This window comes from Nocardia sp. NPDC127579, from assembly GCF_042672005.1.
GTDB lineage: Bacteria > Actinomycetota > Actinomycetes > Mycobacteriales > Mycobacteriaceae > Nocardia.
This window is the reverse complement of the sequence record NZ_JBHXVZ010000010.1, coordinates 297,735-316,168: the sequence shown is the minus strand read 5'-3', so window position 1 is coordinate 316,168 and position 18,434 is coordinate 297,735. Positions and strand designations below refer to the sequence as shown.

At 67.0% G+C, this 18,434-nt stretch carries 12 protein-coding genes; 7 read left to right on the top strand and 5 right to left on the bottom strand.

Going from position 1 to position 18,434, the window contains the following annotated elements; all coding sequences use genetic code 11:
- Positions 1 to 317 precede the first annotated feature (317 nt).
- From ACFVMC_RS29455 to ACFVMC_RS29440, 4 genes are all read left to right on the top strand, one after another.
- The gene (locus ACFVMC_RS29455; protein WP_379215632.1) at positions 318 to 1,256 is read left to right on the top strand and encodes a TAXI family TRAP transporter solute-binding subunit; all 939 of its coding nucleotides are present in this window, start codon (positions 318 to 320) and stop codon (positions 1,254 to 1,256) included.
- Between the two features lie 73 nt (positions 1,257 to 1,329).
- Complete coding sequence (locus ACFVMC_RS29450) at positions 1,330 to 3,111, top strand: type VII secretion target (protein ID WP_379215630.1); 1,782 nt, start codon at positions 1,330 to 1,332, stop codon at positions 3,109 to 3,111.
- A gap of 106 nt (positions 3,112 to 3,217) precedes the next feature.
- A complete protein-coding gene (locus ACFVMC_RS29445; protein ID WP_379215628.1) occupies positions 3,218 to 4,993 on the top strand; it encodes a type VII secretion target in 1,776 nt (591 codons plus the stop codon).
- Positions 4,990 to 7,161, top strand: coding sequence for a hypothetical protein (locus ACFVMC_RS29440; protein ID WP_379215626.1), 2,172 nt, complete (start codon positions 4,990 to 4,992; stop codon positions 7,159 to 7,161). The genes ACFVMC_RS29445 and ACFVMC_RS29440 overlap by 4 nt, the downstream gene beginning before the upstream one ends.
- A 243-nt stretch (positions 7,162 to 7,404) precedes the next feature.
- Here ACFVMC_RS29440 and ACFVMC_RS29435 read toward each other — a convergent pair whose 3' ends face one another.
- The 3 genes from ACFVMC_RS29435 to ACFVMC_RS29425 form a co-directional block, all read right to left on the bottom strand.
- Positions 7,405 to 8,778 carry an FAD-binding oxidoreductase gene (locus ACFVMC_RS29435; RefSeq protein ID WP_379215624.1) on the bottom strand — a complete coding sequence of 458 codons (1,374 nt, stop codon included), beginning with the start codon at positions 8,776 to 8,778 and terminating at the stop codon, positions 7,405 to 7,407.
- Complete coding sequence (locus tag ACFVMC_RS29430; RefSeq protein WP_379215623.1) at positions 8,775 to 11,411, bottom strand: DUF4132 domain-containing protein; 2,637 nt, start codon at positions 11,409 to 11,411, stop codon at positions 8,775 to 8,777. The genes ACFVMC_RS29435 and ACFVMC_RS29430 overlap by 4 nt, the downstream gene beginning before the upstream one ends.
- A 79-nt stretch (positions 11,412 to 11,490) precedes the next feature.
- Complete coding sequence (locus ACFVMC_RS29425; RefSeq protein WP_379215621.1) at positions 11,491 to 12,354, bottom strand: hypothetical protein; 864 nt, start codon at positions 12,352 to 12,354, stop codon at positions 11,491 to 11,493.
- Positions 12,355 to 12,455: 101 nt separating this feature from the next.
- Between ACFVMC_RS29425 and ACFVMC_RS29420 the strand changes: the two genes are divergently transcribed.
- The 3 genes from ACFVMC_RS29420 (at position 12,456) to ACFVMC_RS29410 (ending at position 15,765) form a co-directional block, all read left to right on the top strand.
- Positions 12,456 to 13,409, top strand: coding sequence for a C40 family peptidase (locus ACFVMC_RS29420; protein WP_379215619.1), 954 nt, complete (start codon positions 12,456 to 12,458; stop codon positions 13,407 to 13,409).
- A gap of 280 nt (positions 13,410 to 13,689) precedes the next feature.
- On the top strand, positions 13,690 to 14,322 hold the full coding sequence (locus ACFVMC_RS29415) for a response regulator transcription factor (protein WP_379215618.1): 633 nt from the start codon (positions 13,690 to 13,692) through the stop codon (positions 14,320 to 14,322).
- Between the two features lie 15 nt (positions 14,323 to 14,337).
- Positions 14,338 to 15,765 carry a sensor histidine kinase gene (locus ACFVMC_RS29410; RefSeq protein WP_379215616.1) on the top strand — a complete coding sequence of 476 codons (1,428 nt, stop codon included), beginning with the start codon at positions 14,338 to 14,340 and terminating at the stop codon, positions 15,763 to 15,765.
- Here ACFVMC_RS29410 and ACFVMC_RS29405 read toward each other — a convergent pair.
- Together ACFVMC_RS29405 and ACFVMC_RS29400 are read right to left on the bottom strand one after the other, a co-directional pair.
- The gene (locus ACFVMC_RS29405) at positions 15,726 to 18,107 is read right to left on the bottom strand and encodes a hypothetical protein (RefSeq protein WP_379215614.1); all 2,382 of its coding nucleotides are present in this window, start codon (positions 18,105 to 18,107) and stop codon (positions 15,726 to 15,728) included. The genes ACFVMC_RS29410 and ACFVMC_RS29405 overlap by 40 nt on opposite strands.
- A 10-nt stretch (positions 18,108 to 18,117) precedes the next feature.
- Entirely contained in the window at positions 18,118 to 18,426 is a 309-nt protein-coding gene (locus tag ACFVMC_RS29400) for a hypothetical protein (protein ID WP_379215612.1), read from the bottom strand.
- Between the last annotated feature and the right edge of the window lie 8 nt (positions 18,427 to 18,434).

The following is an 18,434-nucleotide window of genomic DNA, read 5'->3' as shown; positions in this document are numbered from 1 at the left end:
ATATCGGTATCAGCGCGCCACGGCCATGGTTTCACAAATTCGACCAATCGGGCGAATACAGCTTCCGATTCCAGCCTCAAAAGAATGTAAAATCGCCGCCTGGACATGGCATGACCATTTGCTGAACCGATATCGCATCCTCAACAGAGCGTCAAATGTCGTGGGTGCGCGCCGGCGGCGACCCCGCAGCGGCGCATGCGAGGTAGCTGTTGACAGCACCCTTCCAAACGGTTGGAATGTTCTGCACGGCCAGAGGGCGACGCCGCGGCAAACCCGCCGTCAGCCCCGAGTTCGTCCAGCCAGTCAGGAGACCGCCGATGCGTGACGGCGTTCACGATCGATCGCCACGCACGGCGATGATCAGCCGTCGAGCACTCTTCGGGCTCGCGGGAGCGCTGATGGTCGGCGCCTGCGCGGGTTCCCCGGAAGCGGTTCGCCTCGGGTCCGCGCGGGCGGGCGGCCTGTTCCACGAAATCGCCCAGCTACTGGCCCGGGTTGCCGCCGAGGCGGACACCGTGCGCATCGATCCCGTCATCACCGCCGGTTCGGAGATGAACCTGGATTTGCTCGCCCGCGGTGAACTCGACGCCGCACTGTGCCTGGCGGATGCGGCACATGCCGCGCACCCCCGGGTATTGGCGATCGGACGACTGTACGAGGCGTACATCTATCTCGCCGTCCGTCCGGACAGCCCGATCCAGCGGATCGAGGAGCTGCGCGGAATGCGGGTCGATCTCGGCGTGGCCGGATCCGGCGCCGCCCGGACCGCCGAACGGCTGCTCCGGACCGCGGGCCTGGATCCGGTCTCCGACCTGGCCATCAGCAATCGCGCCGTCGCCGAGGCCGCCGACGCGTTGTACGCCGGCGCGGTGGACGCGATCCTCTGGGGTGGCGGCGTACCGACGCCCGGTGTCGACATTCCCGCTCGCATGCGGCTCCTCGACGTCGGCGACCTGGCCGCGCCGATGCGCGAGAAGTACGCCTTTACCTACGACCGCCTGGTGATCCCGGCGAACGCCTACCCCGGCGCCCCCGCGGTCAGCACCATAGGTGTGGCCAACCTGTTGCTCGTAGCGACAACCATCGACGACGCCGCGGTCGCGGCGATCACCGAGTTGCTGCTGCGCTATGCCGATCGGGTCGTGCCCCGGCAGGCCCTCGGCATTCACTTCCTGGACCGGCGCTGGCTGGTCGATACCGGCACCATTCCGGTGCATCCCGCCGCCATCGAGGTCCTCCGAGATTGGCACGGCTGAATTAATTCAGCCCCCCACCTCTGGGAACAGCCGACAATAGTTGGGTCGGTGGCGGAAAGGATTCGAGCACAGCATGGCGAACGGTATGGATATCGATCCCGAGGTGCTGCGCCGGTTGGCGGATCAGCATGACCAGGTCGCCCACGATACCCGGGCCTGGGCGCAAAAACCGACGGAATGGCTCGCCAACTTCGAACCGACATACGGCAAGATCGCCGAACCGGTCCGGCAAGCGCTCGACAGATATTACGACGCTCGCGAACGAGCGGGCAACGCACTTGCCGCGGAACACGAGGACACCGCGAACTCGCTGCGTGCCTCCGCGGACTCCTACGAACAGACCGACGCGGACAGCGCGTCCCTGATTCGAAATACCGCCGCACCCATCGATAATTCCGGATCCGCTTGGACCGGTCCGGCGGCCAACGGAATGCCGGCTACCGATACACCCACAGCCGGCTCCACCGCCGCCGAGCCGGGCAGCACGGCACCCGCAGCACACGGGGCGGTGCCCGGCACCCATACACCTGCCTCGATGCCCTCCGACGCCCCCGGCAGCTCCTCGTCCAGCCCGGATACCTTGTCTGCCAACGAAACTCCCGGCACGAGCACCTTCGGAACGACGCCGGGCGGCGGCATGGCACCGGCCGCCTTCGCACCGGGAGCGACCGCTACCGGCCGCGACTCCTCCGATACCCGGAACCGTCCGGCGACCGGGCGCACCGAATCGACCGCCGCGGCACCGCCACTCACCCCCTTCGCGGCGGCGGTGAACGCGGCGAAGGACAAAGCGGCCGACCCGGAGTATCTGGTGGGCAATGGCGCCGACAACGATCTGGTGCTCGCGCGGACCCTGCTGGCCGCTGTCCTCGCCGCCACCGACGAGCCAGGACTGAACTGGGCCGTCGCGGTGATGCGCGGCCCCGCGGGCGCCGGTCTCTTCCTCACCTCCGACGAAGGGCGCGGCTGGCTGCCCGCCGGTGTGTATCTGCCGCGCGAGATCTCCACGCCCTGGGTCTGGGACGAAATGCTCGGCACCGGCCCGGATGACGGTTCACCGTGGGAAGGCATTTCCGATCCGGCGCGAATACTGGTGGAGTTCGGTCTCGCCTGGGGGCCGAAAGCCAATGCCCGGCTGTCGGCCCTGGCATCCTCCGCCCGCATCGACCCGGGCCTGCGGGCCCGGCTCAACGATGTACCGATGGAAGGTCCCGTGGGCCCGGCCGCCGAGGTCGACCTGCGCGTCTTCACGCCGGACACCGCCGATCGACTCGGTCTGGTCGGATCCATCGCCGCGCTGCAACACATCGCGACGGTGCCGGATTCGATGGTCCGGCAGCGGTGTTCGGAACTGGCCGTCGACGCGAACGTGAAACTGCTTCGGTCGGTACCGAATTCCGTGTCGGCGGTGGAGAGCAGGCGGGTGCGAGAGCAGATCCTGGCCATGCTCGACGCCGGGCAGGACGTACCATCCGAACGTTGGGAAGCGCTGCGCGACGCGCACGACCTACTCACGGCTGTCATGTCACCGCGCCGTATCGACGTGACCCGAGTCGACCTCGGCACGCTGCGAGTCGATGACCAGGCTGCCGAGCTACGCGAGCTGGTATTCGAGCGACGGTGCAACGAGCTGGTTCTGCTGCTCGCGCAGGAGTCCACCCGTCAGACCCTGCGCGACGCCGTCTACGCCCACGAGCAGGTCGTGAATCACCCACAGTTCGTGGATGTCCCGGCCGCGGTATCGGCCACCGACACCGGGCGTCCCACGGTCACTGTCGACGCCGTAGGTGGACCGCCACGTGGCGTCACGGCGCCGCCCGTTTCCCGGGTGGCCGCGCCACCGGAAACCACGTAGGCATGAGAATGCCTCCGCTGGTGCAGGATTCGAACACCCGACCACACCACCGGCGAAACGGGTTGTCCGCCGGTGCGATATCGCCGCGACGGGCGGGGTGCCGGACATGACGTACTTCGACATGAATCCGGACAGCTTGCGCCGCTTGGCGGCGCTACAGGACGAGGCCGCCAAGCGCACCCAGGCCTGGGCTCGGCCACCGGCGGACTGGCTGGCCGGCTTCCCCACCAACTTCGGCACCATCGCACATCCGGTGTACCGGGCGATGCAGCGCTACTACGACGCCCGCGAGCGCGCCGGCAACAAGATGGCCGATCGGCACGCGCAAGCGGCGGCCGATCTGCGGCAGGCCGCCGACTCGTTCGAACAGGCCGACAGCGACGCCGCCGCACGAATCAGGCAGTTGGGAAACAATATTTCGACGGCTCTCCCCCCGTCGGCGAGTCCCCTCGGCACCGACACGCCTTCGAACGCCGCACAGAGCCTGGGGGTCGGCACGCCGGTCATCTCGGCTCCACGGCCGACCGGCCCGAACGCGTCGCCGAACATCGCCCTTCCCCACATTCCATTCGTGCCGGCGCCCGAAAGAGCAGCCGCCGACCCGACCGCCCCGGCAATGACCAGCCCGGTCGGCGCTGCCACTCCGGCTCCAGTCAGTGGCTCGGCCGGTGCTGTGGCGGCACCGCCGCACACCGGGCCGGGCAGACCTGGCGGCGGCCCGCCGGGTCCACCCGGGCCCGCCGGATCAGGTGGGCCCACGCCACCCGGCGGCCCCGGCACCGGACGGGCAATGACCAGCCCGTTCCCCGCCGGAACGACGCGGGACCACACCGGCTCCCGCCCCAAAGGCGCACCGGTGCACGACGATCTGACGATCGCCCGCACCCTGCTGGCTTGCGTACTGGCCGCGACGGATCCGCCTGGGGCAGGTGTGTCGTGGGCGGCGGCGGTGCTGCGCAGCCCGTCCTCGGGCGGGACTCTTTTCCTCACCTCCAACGAAGGCCGCGGCTGGCTGCCCGCGGGCGTGTTCTGGCCGCGCGCGCTGTCGACACCGTGGCAGTGGGACGAACAGCTCGGCATCGGCGCTCTCTCCGCCGCGTGGGAGGAATTCACCGATCCAGCAAGGATTCTGGTGGAGTTCGCCCAGGCGTGGGGGCCGCGCGCCGGTGCCGATCTCACCGCGCTGGTGTCCTCCGGCCCGATCGATTCGAGCCTGCGCGCCCAACTCGGCGACGCGGCGACCGCCGGCTCGGTCGGCCCCGCCCCGGTTTTCGATATGCGGATGCCCACCGCCGACACCGTGGACCGGCTCGGACTGACGGGCTCCACCGAAGCCATGGAATACGTTGCCGCCGTTCCTGAAACCGAGCTCGCCGAGCGCTGCCTGAGCCTGGCCATCGATGCCCATGTCCGCCTCGCCCGCACTGGCCCCGCGCCAGCGGAGGCAGCAGAAGTAGCACAACTACGGGACCGGATCCTGGCGCTTCTGCAAGCCGGGCAAGAGGTTCCGCCACCATGGTGGGATGACCTCCGTGCCGCCGACCAAGTGCTGGCCACGACACGACCGATCCGTCATGCTCGGATCATCAACAGTACGTTTGACGGCCACGCGGTATCCGGAGGATTTGATGCATTGCGCTCCCTCGCTTTTCAGCGCCGCTGTACCGAGTTGGTTCTGCTGCTGAACGATAACCCGAGCTGGCGACAATTGCGTAGCGCGGTGTATACGTTCGAGCAAGTGATACGGCACCCCCAGTTCTCTGACACCACCCCTCTTGTATTTGGACCGAATACGCGTCGCGACAAGCGCTCGACCATTCCCCAGCAAAGCACTATGCCGCACACTGCGGCGTATGCGCGGACCCGAAATGGTGATGTATGACCTACTACCAATATATGGAGGGCAGCGCCGAGCCCGTAGACACCTTTGAAGCCCCTACTTCTGGCTATTACTACAAAGTCACGTCCGATGGTGTCACCCTGTTTGACCCGCAGGGTAGCGAAGTCGAAACAGTCGACAGCCTGCACGACCTGGAATACATCGTCGACGAGGGTGGGCAAAAATACAATCCACAATACGATGGGTTCAGCTACACCGTCGATCCCGACTCCCCGCTGGATGAGCCACCTCTCGACTCAGAGAACGTGGAGCCGGAACCGGAGCCCGTCGATCCCATTCCACCGCTCGCCGAGCGTGAAGACGACACCCTTGCACCTGGTGAAAAGCTGGGTCCGGACGACAGCGATACACGCAGTTCGATCACCTCGGACAACGGCGACTACAAACTGACTCTGAACGCGGACAACGAACTGATCCTCACCGACGCGGATGGCAATGAGCTATGGGGCTATTCGGGGACCGACGCGGCCGACCTGCTGTCCTCTGCCTATGAGGTCGTACTCGGGGATGACGGCAGTATCAAGGTCTACAACGGGGATACCGTGGTGCGAGTCATCCGCGAGGGTGGCGAAGATGTCATCCACGCGAAGCTGGTGCTATTGCCCCACCCCGAGGCCGCGTCGCAGGAATTGCGCATCGCGATCGACGAGGCGCAGGACGCGCTGCAACTGCTCGTGGACTGTTTCGGGAAGGGCCAGGCCGGGCCTGCGGAGGACGTGTCTGAATGGCTGCACAACGAGGGGTTGCTCGATCGGGAGAACACCTCGTCGATTTCGCTTTCCTACAACGAGTCGTATCTCGATTACGATACCGAGGTCAAGAATCATTTCAAGGACCTGGATGAGAAGATCCGATCGATCGCCGTCGATGCCGAGCGGATCGAGCTCGAAACATTCACCAAGATAACCAATACCATCGATGACCTCGAAGACAATCTGCGTCAAGAGAACGTGATCGAGCGCAATGTCTCGGTCGAACGACCTGAAGACATGTCATCTGAGGCGTGGTCCATGTTGCCGCAGGAGGACAAGGAGTACGACCGGATCCAACCCCGGCGCGAGCAGGAACTCTTCACGGCGATCGAGAACACGCTCGACTCCGTCGAGCAGGATATCGCTGACGCGAACGGCGCGATGGAGGCCAACGAAGAGACTGTCGACGAGGAGTCGCCCGAGTACGAAGCGGGATGGGAGGCAGGGCATGCGGCGGCTTTGGCTCTCGGAAGCGGGACCGAGCTGGGTACGCTGGCCGACGCCGACTACTCCGGTCTGTACAGCGATCTGATCGGCGGCGCTGCTGCCGCGGGCCTCGCCGGGGATACCTCCGGCATCTCGTCTCTGCTCGATTCACTGATCAGCGATATCGAGGGCTCTGAGGCGGGTTCGGCCGGCACCGGTAATGGCGGGCAGAAGGACGAACCAGCCGACAATACGATGTCGAACCTGTTGAACCAGTTTGCCACCCAGCAAATGATGTCGAACTTGTTCAATAACGACAAGGAATCCGAGGAAGAAGGCGAAGAGTACTACGAAGAGGAACCGTATCCGGCCGAGGCGAATGATCCAGGGGCACAGCCGAATACCACTACCCCGCTCACCGACGGTTCCCAACCCGCCGCTGTGACCGCGGAGCAGACCACCCCACCCCCGGTCTACGCCGCCAACACCATGGTCGACATGAAGCTGCCCGACGGTTCCACCCAGAAGGTGTCCTCGGTGGTGGCGCAGGCGGTGAACAAAGAGCTGAACAATCCGAACGGCAGTGACGCGAACGCGGCCTACGCGGGCACGACAGGAGCGTCGTCAGCCGGCAATCCTTGGGTAGCGCTCAGCGGCAATGAGCCTCTGCACACCGGTGATGTGGTGCAGTGGGCGAATCGGAGCGCGCTGGTGGTCGTCATCGACGAGCAGGAGAAGTACATAATCTTCAACGGCCAGCTCGTCCCGTTCGAGGACCCGAACAATCCGCCAGTCGTCGACGACGACTCCAAGGGCGCCTATGGTGATTTCCAGGGCTTCTACCGTCCCAATGGCGCCGATCTCACCGATGCCACCGACTCGACGTCCGCCCAGCCCCCATCGGTGCCCGCCCCCACCACTGCACCAGCGCCCCCTCCAGCGGTGCCGGTGCCCACGACCAACACCACATAGTCCGCTGCTCGATCTCCGACGAGGCCACGCGGTCGAACCGGTGCCCGGTCGGCATAGGCCCGCGATACAGGTCACTGCAAGCGGTGGTCGTGGTACTCGTGACGTGGATCGACATGGGCTGCACCGGAATACTCGCGGCTGCGCCGGTTGAACATCTCGAGTCGGCTCCGCCGTCGACATAGCTTCCAGGTGACCAACACGCCGGCAGAACACCCTGAGTCGACGGCACATCGAAGTCGACTTCTATTTCGGCAGAACGCCCGGGTTGAGTAGCAGACCCGGGTCGAACGCACGCCGGATGTCACGCATGAGATCGATGTCGGCCGGAGTGCGCGTGTGGCCGATCCATTCGGCTTTGAGCCTGCCAATGCCGTGTTCGGCGCTGATGCTGCCGTCGTGGCGGGCCACGGAGCACAGCACCATGTCGATGACGGAGTGAGCGTGATCGTCGGGCACGTCGAGGAGATTGACGTGGACATTGCCGTCGCCGATATGTCCGAAGCAGAGCGTTCGGACACCGGGGTACCGTTGTGCGAGTGTCGAGTTCAGTTCGTCGAGCACCTCGCCGAGCGCGGGCAGCGGTGCGGCGAGGTCGAGTTTGATCGGCCGGGTCGCCGAGAGCTTCGCGGCCACTTCGGTGTGTGCTTCTCGATAGCGCCAAAGCCGCTGAGCGGGTGCGGGTTCCATTGTCATGTCGAGGATGGCGGGCGACATGGTGGCCAGGGCGTCGGTCAGGATGTCGGCGATGTCGCCGACGCCGGACACTTCGACCAGGAGATAGCCGGGCGGAGAGGTCGTGAGCGGTGCCCGTAACCGCTCACAGGCGAGAACCAGGTTCATGCCCGGACCGGTCATCAATTCGGCGGCCTCCAGGACGAGGCCGCGCCGCTTCAGGGTGGTGAGCACCGAAACCGCTTGTCCCACCTCCGAAACCCCGAGCATCACTACCTGTCGCGCGGAGGCGGGCACGACCAGTTTCATCAGCACTCGGGTCAGCACTGCCAGTGTGCCTTCCGAACCGGCCAGCAGGCCCGGCAGGTCGTATCCGGCATTGTCCTTGACGAGCTGTTTCCAGCGCGTCACGATCCGCCCGTCGGAGCGGACTGCTTCGACGCCGAGCAACTGGCTACGGGTGTTGCCGTGTTTGATCATCCGGAGCCCGCCGGCGTTGGTGGCGACAATCCCGCCCAACGTCGCGGTGTCCCGGGAGGCGAGGTCGACGCCGAAGTCGAGCCCCGCCGCGCGCGCAGCCCGCCGGGCCTGGGCCACGGTCACGCCGGCGCCCGCCGCGATGGTCTTGGCCACCGGATCGACCTGCTCGATGGTGGCGAGCCGTCGCGAACTGAGCACGACCTCGCCGTTCATCGGAATCGAACCGCCGACCAGGCCGGTATTGCCGCCCTGCGGCACCACGGCGACGCCGAGCCGGTGGCAGGTGGCCAGGATCCGGGCGACTTCGGCGGTGGACGCCGGTCGCACTACCGCCGCGGTGCGTCCGGTCCAGCGGCCTGTCCAGTCGGTGACGTATCCCGCGACCAGGTCCGGTTCGGTCAATACCTGTGCGGGACCGACGATTCCGGCCAGCTCACCGACCAGTGTCGAGGGAATCGTGGTCATGCGGTCAGGATGAACAGGTCGCGCAACAGTTCCGATGCCGAGACCGGGTCGAGTGCATCGAAGGCGAGGGCATAGGCGTCGGGATGGTATCGATCGTGCTCCTGGCCGGCGACGACCAGGCGGATGGCGAGGATCTGCTGTTCGTACCAGTCCTGGGACCCCATCCCGATCGGCAGGCCGGGATCCAGCTCGACGACCGCGGAGTGGCCACCGAAGACGCGGAAGACGTAGTTGGAGACCCCGGCGTCCTGCGGGGGCTGACGGTCCCAACCCCGGCGCGTCAGGCCCAGTACCTTCTTGAATTCCGCTGTGACATCGGTGAAGCGGTTCAGTGCGGTCGATGCGCGTTCCGGTCCGGTGAGCCGGTAGGTTTCTCGTGCCAACTGCGAAAACGGTTGCGTGATCTCGTAATCGGCGAAGGTCTCGCGCCAGGTCTCGATGGTGTCCGCGAGGTGCAGCGGATGCGCGACGCCTACGGCCGCGGTATCGGGCAGGACCACCGAATAGTCCTCGACATCGGCCAACGTGTTGTCCTCGGCGATCCGGAAGGTCCGGATGACCGTGCCCGCGTCGTCGAACACGGCCCAGACCAGACGCTGGACCAGGTGTCGCAGCAGCGGATGCTCGATGAGGAACCGCCGGTGGTCCGCGGCGGTCCAGCGGCGGCCGCGGACCATCGCCGACTCCAGTCGCCGGATCTGCGCGGCGGCGATGGACCGGACATCTTTCTTCAGCAGAGCGAATTCCCGATAGGCGGCCTCGGCCTGCTCGGCATCGTCTTTCGCGCCGGGCTTGGGTAGCGTTTTGCGGGGCGTGCCGTCGGCGTCGGCGACGGTGGGCCGCAACTGCTCGTCGAATCCGACGACGAATACTCGCGAGCCGTAGTCCAGTTTCCGGGTCCCCTCCGCGGACAGGCCGAAGCGAGGGACCAGACGATCGGCGAGTTCGTCGTCGGTAAGCCCCAGTCCTGCCGCTACTTCGGCGATCTTCGCACCGGCCCTGGCCTTCAGCGCCTTGAACTCCGAGTTTTCCGCGATCCCGCTGAGCTGTGCGAGCGCGGTGCCGGTGCCGATCGCGGCCAGGGTGTCCAATGCGGCGACGGCGCGGGGGTAGGCCGTAGTTCCCGGCCATGCTCTGATGTAGGGCGTGATCGACCGGGCTGTATCGTCGTTGCCCAGGGTCCCGAGCGCGGACAACACCCACCGGTCTTCCCGCGGATATTCGGCCAGGCGCCAGGCCTCGAAGATTCCCCACCCGAAATCAGCCAGGGAATCGGTATCGCAGTATGCGGTAGCGGCCGCGACAACGGCGTGTCCGTCCTTCGCCGCCAACGCGCCGCACAGCCGCGCCACCGATTCGACCGGTAGCCGGAAGCGCGGCTCACGCAGGCCGATCGACGGCAGCGACTCCGGCACCAACCAGTACGGCAGGTCACCGGCGGTCTCCCCAGGCTGGAGCTGATCCGGCAGGTCGGTGGCGACCGGGGCGTCGGACCACGTATCCGTCACCGGTTCGACGGCGATGCCGTATTCGGCGGCCACCGTGGGATGTCCGAGCGCATGTGCGCGCAGTATCTGCCGGACTTCCGGCTGGTCCGAGGTCGGCAGCAGCCGCATGGCGCGGCGCGGGAAACGACGCATCGCCTTCAGCAATGCCTGTCGCACAAGGGGGTTCGAGGCACGATCGATCAGTAGCCGGAATGCCTCGTCGGTCGGGAAACACGCGAGCACGCCCGATATCGCGCGGGTCTGCTCCGGATTGGCGTACTGGTCCAGCGTGTCTCCCAGCGTCCGCGCAGACGCCGGTCCGACATGGGCGGCAGCAGTGTAGAGGTAGCGATCGGTTCGGAGCTGGTGGTCGGCAGCGGCGGCAAGCTGCTCCGCGGTGGTCACCGTGCAGATGAATTCGAACGCGCGCCGCTGCGGGGTCCGCGCCAGCTCCTCGGCCACCCAGTGCTGCTCGGTCGGCACCAGGTACGTGATCGCTCGCCGGACTCCGCCCGAATTCCGGTGTGCCCGAACCTCCGCGAGCCGCGTGACGACCTCGGCGTAGGCCGCGTCGGGCAGCGCGGCCAGCAGCGCCCGCATCCGAAGCAACACCGGCTCGGCGGGGCTCCATCGGCTGCCGTCGGTCCAGCAGACCCGGCCATGCGACCGGCTGCCTTCCGCCGGTCCCAGTCCCAGACCGGCCCACAGCACGGTGGCCTCGGCGGCGGCCGGTATCCCGTACCGTGCGGCCCAGGCATCCGGTATCGGCGACTGTGCCTTCGAACGGTGCTCCAGCTGGGTGAGCTCCCGAATGCCCGACGCGAGGACGGCGAGCCCGAGCGGTGTGGCGGCGGAAGGATTCTCGCGCGCGGCAACCCCGGCCTCGGCGAGTTCGACATCGCCCGCTTCCGCGGTCGCGGCCATCCATCCGGCGAAGGTGGTGCTCCGCGCGAATCTCGGCCCGTGCGCGGCGCTGTCGAGATCCGCGCGATCTCGTACCGCGAGGATCTCGTCGTACCTGGCAACCGCTTTCGTAGCGGGGACAGCGCGCCGCGCGGAGGGGTATCCACGCCAGGGGACCGACTTCTTCCACCAGCCCGCCGGGACCACCCAGCTGTCTTCGTCCGGCGACGATCGGTCGGTCATGGGCCTCCTCGGGCTGCTGTAGCAGTGCGATCCGCGCGCCGTTGCGCGCACGGCGGCGGTGCGTGAGTGTCGGTTCTGCCTAGTTCGCGCTCGCCGTGGTGGCGGAGGGCGACAGCTTGCCGTCGGCCGTAGCCGGCTCCTTGTTCTCGGCAGGCGTCGCCCCGGCGGCAGCGGGCTCCGATTCCGCGGCGGGTTCGGTTGGCGGCGTGGGTGTTTCGGCCGGAGCCTGGCCGGTCTCCGGCTCTTCTTCCTCGGCCCCCTCGGGCAGCAACTCGAGCAGCGGCATCGCCGCCATCGGCAGCGTCATCAGAGCCGACAGCAACGACTCGATGCCACCGCCCCCGCCACTTCCACCGCCGGCACCGCTGACACCGTCGGCGATGGAGGAAATGGACGTCGCGCCGCTGAGATCGGTGTTGGTATCAGCGGCCGTGGCCACCAGGTCGCATACCTCCGCCAGTTTTTCGCCGAGGAACTCCATCAGCCACAGCTCGTCGTCCGGCGTCAATTCGCTCGCGGTGTAGCGCGCGAACTCGTCCTCGATATCCGCCACCACCTGCTCGATCTTGCGCAAGGTCTGATCCTGCTCGGATACCACCACGATCGACGTCTCGATGATCTGGCTGTCCAGATCCAGCAGGGACGTCCGCAGATCTTCGACCTCGGCCAATGCCGCGCGATAATCCTCGGCCGCCTGACCGGACTCGCCCTGGAGCAGGTCCTCGTAGTCGATCGGCTGCAACAGCTCCGCCACATCCGGCGGCAGCTCGGGCACGCCCCGGCCCAGCAGGTCGACAAACATTTGTATAGCCGCTTCGCACATCGCGATAAACGCCTTCAGGCCGGGCGTGGCACCAGGTGGCGGATCCAATTTCACAAGGGAATAGTTTCCGGTGGTGCCGCTCGACGCACTGGAAGTCGAATCCACCGTACTCGCCGCCATGTGCCGACACCGCCTCCCTGAAGTCCCTCCCATTGTGAATTCTTCTCCACCATGGGAATAGGGCCGCACGCGCGGGCGGTCCACTGTCGCATAGTCGTGAAATGTCACCGGAACTGACGAACGATCTACAGGGGGTTCTCAGGGCTCTGCTCGGGCTCTACGGTGATGGCCAGCCCACCGCCGGCACCGCGACCACCGTCGCGCAGTCGATGGCCGAGGATCTTTCCGAACGGCTGGGAACCGGAGTCGCCGGCTACCTCGAGGCGCACACGATGCGATCGTCGGTCATCACCTCGCATTCGACCAAGGACTCGATCGTCAACCGGGCGGTGGCCGACTCGGCCGACTGGACCGTGGCCGGGCGCGGCCGGCTGAACAATCAGATCGCCGAATTCAATTCCCGGGTACAGGCCATCGCCTCGGTCGCCGATACCCGGTTCAGCGGGCCGGCACTGCTCGACGCCGCCCGGGTGACCATCGCCGATGCCGCCAAACAGGTCGACGCCGACACCGCGGCGGCGCGCAAACAGGCGGCACAGATCATGCCGCCGTCCATTCCGCAACGAGAGCGGGGTCGCGGCGGCACGGCGAGTCGCCGCTACAACCGGAGCCTGCCCCGACGCCGTCGGCGACGTCCCCGCAAGTCGATGGCATTCGATGGAACCGCGGGCGGCAATGCCGTCAGCGCGGCGAGCCGATGGCTGGATACGCCGTACGTCTGGGGCGGCGGCGGCGCCGGCGGGCCCAGCGGCGGCGGGTTCGATTGTTCCGGACTGACCCAGTACGCCATCGCCCAGGCAAGCAATGGCGAGGTGGTGCTCCCGCGCACCACCTACGAGCAGATCTACGCCGGACGACGGATCCCGTCCCATGAGGTGCAGCCGGGAGACCTGGTGTTTCCGGCCGGTTCGTGGAGCTCGCGGGGCCCGGAGCATGTGCAACTGGCCGCGGGCGACGGGATGGTCATCGAGGCGCCGTACACGGGTTCGACGGTCAAATGGTCGCGGATGCCGAGTGACGCTGTCGTAGTACGGGTACTCGGAACTCAAACCTAGAAAAAGTGTAAATATCGATATCCCGACGAGACGACACCTCGAACTGCCTGAGAAGAGGGGGGAGGACCGACAGTCATCGAAAGCATATCTCGCCGGGATCTCGATCGGCACCTTCCGGCACCGGAATTAATTGTCCCACAAGACAACACTCAGCATACGTCAAGGCGTTGTAAAGTGTTCCCGCTTCTGTTGCTTCGGCATGGGCGGACGAAATATTAATTGATGGTGTCCGCAATGCTACGAGCAGGACTCGAACCGCTTGATAGGAGAGGATCGGTCTGTGCGCTTGGCAATAGTCGAAGAGGACGACGAGGTCGGCGACGCGCTGGTGGACGCGCTGACCGATCAGGGGTTCCGCGCCGAGCGCGTGCGCGGCGTCGCGAACCTGCTGGCAACTCATCGTGATTACGACGTGGTACTCCTCGACATAGGGCTACCCGATCATGACGGACTCGATACCCTGCGCCGGCTCCGGGAGGTGAGTTCGATACCCGTGGTGCTGCTGACCGCCCGTGATGACGAGCGCACCGTGGTGCGCGGATTGCGCGGCGGCGCCGATGATTTCATCGTCAAACCACCGAGAATCACCGAACTGATCGCCCGGATCGAGGCGGTGACCAGGCGCGCGGCCGCGTCACCCGGGCCGGTCACCTCGGTGATCGTCACCGATGGCGTCCAGGTGAATCTGACGACCCGCGAGGTCGAGGTGTCCGGCGAGCGAATCACACTCACCGACAACGAGTTCGAACTCGTCGAAGCACTGGTGCGCCGCCGGGGCTCGGCGGTCAGCCGCGAAGTGATGCTGGACCGGGTTCGGTCGCTCGACACCCATCTCGCGACCCTGCGCCGGAAGCTCGGCAGACCGGGGCCGATCACGACAATTCGGGGCTACGGCTACCGCTGGGGCAACTGACGACGGGTTGATGTCTTGCGACGACGACTGCTGACTGTCCTGCTCCTCTTCGCCGCGCTGGCGGTGACCGGATTCGCGTATCCGCTGGCGGTCAGCGTATCGACCTCGCGAACCCAGCAATTGTGGGTGAGCAGATACGTCTATGCCGGATGGTTCGCCGATCTCGCCGAAAGATCCATGGCAACCGGCGACCGCGGTCCACTCCTGCACGAAATGCGCCGCTATCGCGAGTTGTACGGTGAGCACATCCTCGTCGTCGACTCCGATGGCGCCGATTTCGCCAACACCGGTCTCGATGCGCGCCAGCGACCGGTGGCCGAGAGCGTGATCGCGGTTCGCAGCAACCGCCAGCCGATGCGACCGCCGAGTCGGCTGCGCACCTGGGACCCGGACACGCTGCTGATCGGCGCGCCGATCGGCAGCGGGCTGCACATCGACGGCGCGGTGGTCATCGAAGCCTCGACTCGGCGTGCGAAAGCGGAGATCGCCGACTACTGGGCGCTGATCGCGCTCGGCTCCTGGACCGCGCTCGCGCTGTTCACCGGCTTGGCGGTAACTGTGAGCCAGTGGATACTCCGTCCGCTGGCTCGACTGTCCACCTCGTTCGCCACGCTGACCGAGACACTCCCGAAGCCGGCCGACCGGGACGGACCGGGCGGGCCGGCCCGGACGATGTACGACGGTCCGCCCGAAGTGCAGGAGCTGACACGATCGTTCGAGGCCATGGCGCATGCCGTCACCGACGCCGCGCGCGGGCAACGCCAGCTGGTCGCCGACACCGCCCATGCCATCCGCAATCCACTTGCCGCACTTGCCATTCGGCTGCAAGCGCTGGAGCGATTGATCCCCGAGGAGGGCATCGCATCATTTCGGCGAACCACCTCCCAGGTCGATCGGCTCGCCGCGATCCTGGACGGGCTGCTGAAGCTCGCGGTAGCCGAGACACCCGCAGGTTTCGATTCCGCCCAGACCGACGCACGCTGGCCCGATCGCTGCGATGTCGTTCGGGTGGTCGCCGATCGGATCGAGGAGTGGCAGCTCGCCTTCGAGGATGCCGGCCAGACCCTGACCACCGAGTCGATGCCCACCGCCGCGGAGGCGGCCGTACCGACCGATGCCATCGAGCAGATTCTCGATATCGCGCTCAGCAATGCGTGCCGCTACGCGGGTACGGACACGCAGACGACGGTGCGGGTAGACGACGGAACACCATGGGTACGCATTTCGGTGACCGATGACGGCGTAGGTGTCCAGCCCGACGAACTCGACCTGCTGACCACCCGGTTCTTCCGTGCCGCGTCCGCGACTCCCGGCGGCTCGGGGCTCGGCCTGCCGATCGCGGCCGCGCTCACTCAGCGCTATCGGGGCCAGTTCGTGATCGAATCCGCGCATCCGCACGGGCTTCATCTCGAGCTGCGGCTGCCGGTCCCGGAGAAGGGGTGATCGATGATCTGCGCGTGTGCGTACATCGCGTCGCGCAGCCCTTGACGCGTCGGTTCCGCGGCAAGCAACAGAACCAGTTCGTCGCATCGACGTTCGAAGACGAGCTGCCGGAGCAGCGCGACCGTCGACGCAGACCGGACATCGGTGAGTTCGGATCGTAGCTCCCCCAGCGGAACTCGGGACACATCCAGGTGGCGGGACAGGATCATCGCCGCCAGCAGGTCGTCCGCGTCGCGCAGTTCCTCCCATCCTGGCTCGGGCACCACCTGCCCCTGCTGAATCGACCGCAGAATCCGCTCTCGAAGCTCCCGCACCCCTTGCGATTCCGCCGATCGCCGACCGAGCTCGGCGACCCGCAGATGCGCGTCGACGGCGAGTTCGATACGGCAAGCGGACAATTGGTCATCGGGCACGGACTCGGCGCGATCGATCAGCCGCGGTGCCGCCACCAGCCCCAGGCGATCGACCGAACCGGCGCCCGGCGCACCGAAATCCACCGCCGCGCCCGGTTGCACGGCTCCCTCCAGGGCCACGTCCCTTACCTGTGCGCGCAGTGCGGGGTCGATCGGTCGCGACGAGACCAGCGCGGATACCCGGGCGCCCGATATCCGCCCCCAGGCGAGCCCGAATTCCATCAGCACCCGCGCGGGATCGGCGACCGATTCCCACGTACCGTCCGCCGAGACCTCCCACACCCAGGGGGTCGACAGCTCGCGCGGCAGAAATATCCCGGCGGGAATCCAGCCCCTCCCCTCGTTGGAGGTCACGAAGGCGCTGACACCGCCGGGATGTCGCATCACCGATACCGCCCAGGCCAGGCCGACGGCTCGAGAATCCACCGCCAGCAGCGAGCTCAATATCGTGCGCGCCAGGACCAGGTCCCCGTCGATCCGCTGCCCCACGACGAATGCCGAAGCGGCCGCGGCCATCGCGGCGCCGACCGCCTCGCGAAGGCCGGCGCTGCCGCCCGGGCGGGCAGGATCCGCTACGGATCCGCGGTCGGCTGCTGGACGCTGGTAATCCGAGCCCTCGCCGAGCCGCGGCTCGTAATCCGGTTCATCGGCGCGCCGATGCTGGAGATCCGATTCTTCGGCGGTCCGTTGGCGGTGTTGCGATTTGTCACCGGCAACGTATCGCTGGGGCGACTGCGACCCGGCCGTGTCGTGGGTGGGGGCCGAGACCCTGGGCACCGCGGGCGAACCCGGCGCAGCCGGCCCCGCTATGACCTTCGGGCCGGCCGGAGGAAGTCGCGATTCCGCCCCGGGCGGCATGGGCCGGCCCGTCGGGGCGGCGGGAGCGACCGGCGGGGAGGCAACCGGCGAGATCGGCACACCCGACAGTGCCGCGACGGACATCGCGTCGGCGACGACATCCGGTGCGGGCGACCGCAACCCCGCCGCGGCCGTAGTGCCCGCGCCGGCGCCAGGCTCGGTCGACGCCTCCGTCGCCGGTGCGGAATCCGGTACCTGCGCGTCCTGCTCCGAAGCAGCCGGTGTCGCCACGTCGGTTCCGGCAAGTGGGCGAGAGGCCCTGGCCACCACGGTATTCGGATCACCCAGAAACGAATTGTCCTGCGCGGCAATCATGCCGGGCATACCCGTGATTCGGGAAATCCCTGGCGCGAGCGTGGGCGCATTCTGTGGGGATCCGCTGTCGACGTCATGGGACGGGCGGATGTCCGACTCCGACACCGCGGCGCTCTCCCCCGGGGCAGCGGCCTCGACCTCCGGTTGTGCGGGATCATCGGCCGCACCGAGTATTTCGGGCCAGCTCGATTGCACCGGCGTGAACGGTCGGCTGTCGTTCCAGGGGGCAGGCTGCCCGAGCAATTCGGCGATGGCGGCCAAGCTCGGTATGCCCGAGGGGTCCACCGCGTCCTGTGCGGTGGTCACGATGTCGCGCACCTCGTCTCTCGCCGTGGCGAGGATGCTCGGGATTGCCGACTCCGAGCCCTGCTCGGTATCGACGTCGTCATCGACATCGGCGACAGCCCTGATCCGAAGCGCGGCATCATCGACTACGTCCAGAATGCGATTCCTGGTCCGGTAGACCAGATCCGAAATATCTTGCAGCGCATCGGCCGTGGCGTTCAGCGCGTCGGCGAACGCGCGCGGGTCGCGCTGCTGCTCCCCCATGGCGTCCTTGACCGGTTGCAAACCGACGCCGGACCGGACCAGTTCGTCGAACGCCGCGCGTGCCTGCTCCGCGTCGTCGACATCCAGTGCGGCGGCTCCGCTGCGGGCGTCCTCGGCGAGGCGGCTCCATTCCGCCGGAGATATCTCCGGCCAGTCGTCCCCGACGATCGCCTGCCAGTAGGGGCTGTCCGGCACCGGAGCGCTCACGATCCCGACCTCAGATCGTGTCGTATCGACCGAGATTCGCCGCCGAATCGACATCGGCGGAGGCGAGCGCGCCGACCGTTTCGGAGGTGGCGAACACGACCACAGCCGCCCGATCATCGACGGCCGTCACCGCTGCGGCGAATGTCGCCCTGATCCAGTCGAGCACGCCGCACAGATCACGATCGAGTTCCGAGGCCGGATTCTCCTGCGGCACCAGGTCATTCGTTGTCGCCGCCACCTGGCCGGTAACGGTCGTGATCGCGGCGGCGAAGCGCGTGGAACCCGCGACCACTTCGGCGGGTTCGTCCATGTCGAGCACGGCGGCGT

Coding starts and splice junctions, on each gene's coding strand:
- ACFVMC_RS29455 (WP_379215632.1), top strand. CDS start 318: ATGCGTGACGGCGTTCACGATCGATCGCCACGCACGGCGATGATCAGC.
- ACFVMC_RS29450 (WP_379215630.1), top strand. CDS start 1,330: ATGGCGAACGGTATGGATATCGATCCCGAGGTGCTGCGCCGGTTGGCG.
- ACFVMC_RS29445 (WP_379215628.1), top strand. CDS start 3,218: ATGACGTACTTCGACATGAATCCGGACAGCTTGCGCCGCTTGGCGGCG.
- ACFVMC_RS29440 (WP_379215626.1), top strand. CDS start 4,990: ATGACCTACTACCAATATATGGAGGGCAGCGCCGAGCCCGTAGACACC.
- ACFVMC_RS29435 (WP_379215624.1), bottom strand. CDS start 8,778: ATGACCACGATTCCCTCGACACTGGTCGGTGAGCTGGCCGGAATCGTC.
- ACFVMC_RS29430 (WP_379215623.1), bottom strand. CDS start 11,411: ATGACCGACCGATCGTCGCCGGACGAAGACAGCTGGGTGGTCCCGGCG.
- ACFVMC_RS29425 (WP_379215621.1), bottom strand. CDS start 12,354: ATGGCGGCGAGTACGGTGGATTCGACTTCCAGTGCGTCGAGCGGCACC.
- ACFVMC_RS29420 (WP_379215619.1), top strand. CDS start 12,456: ATGTCACCGGAACTGACGAACGATCTACAGGGGGTTCTCAGGGCTCTG.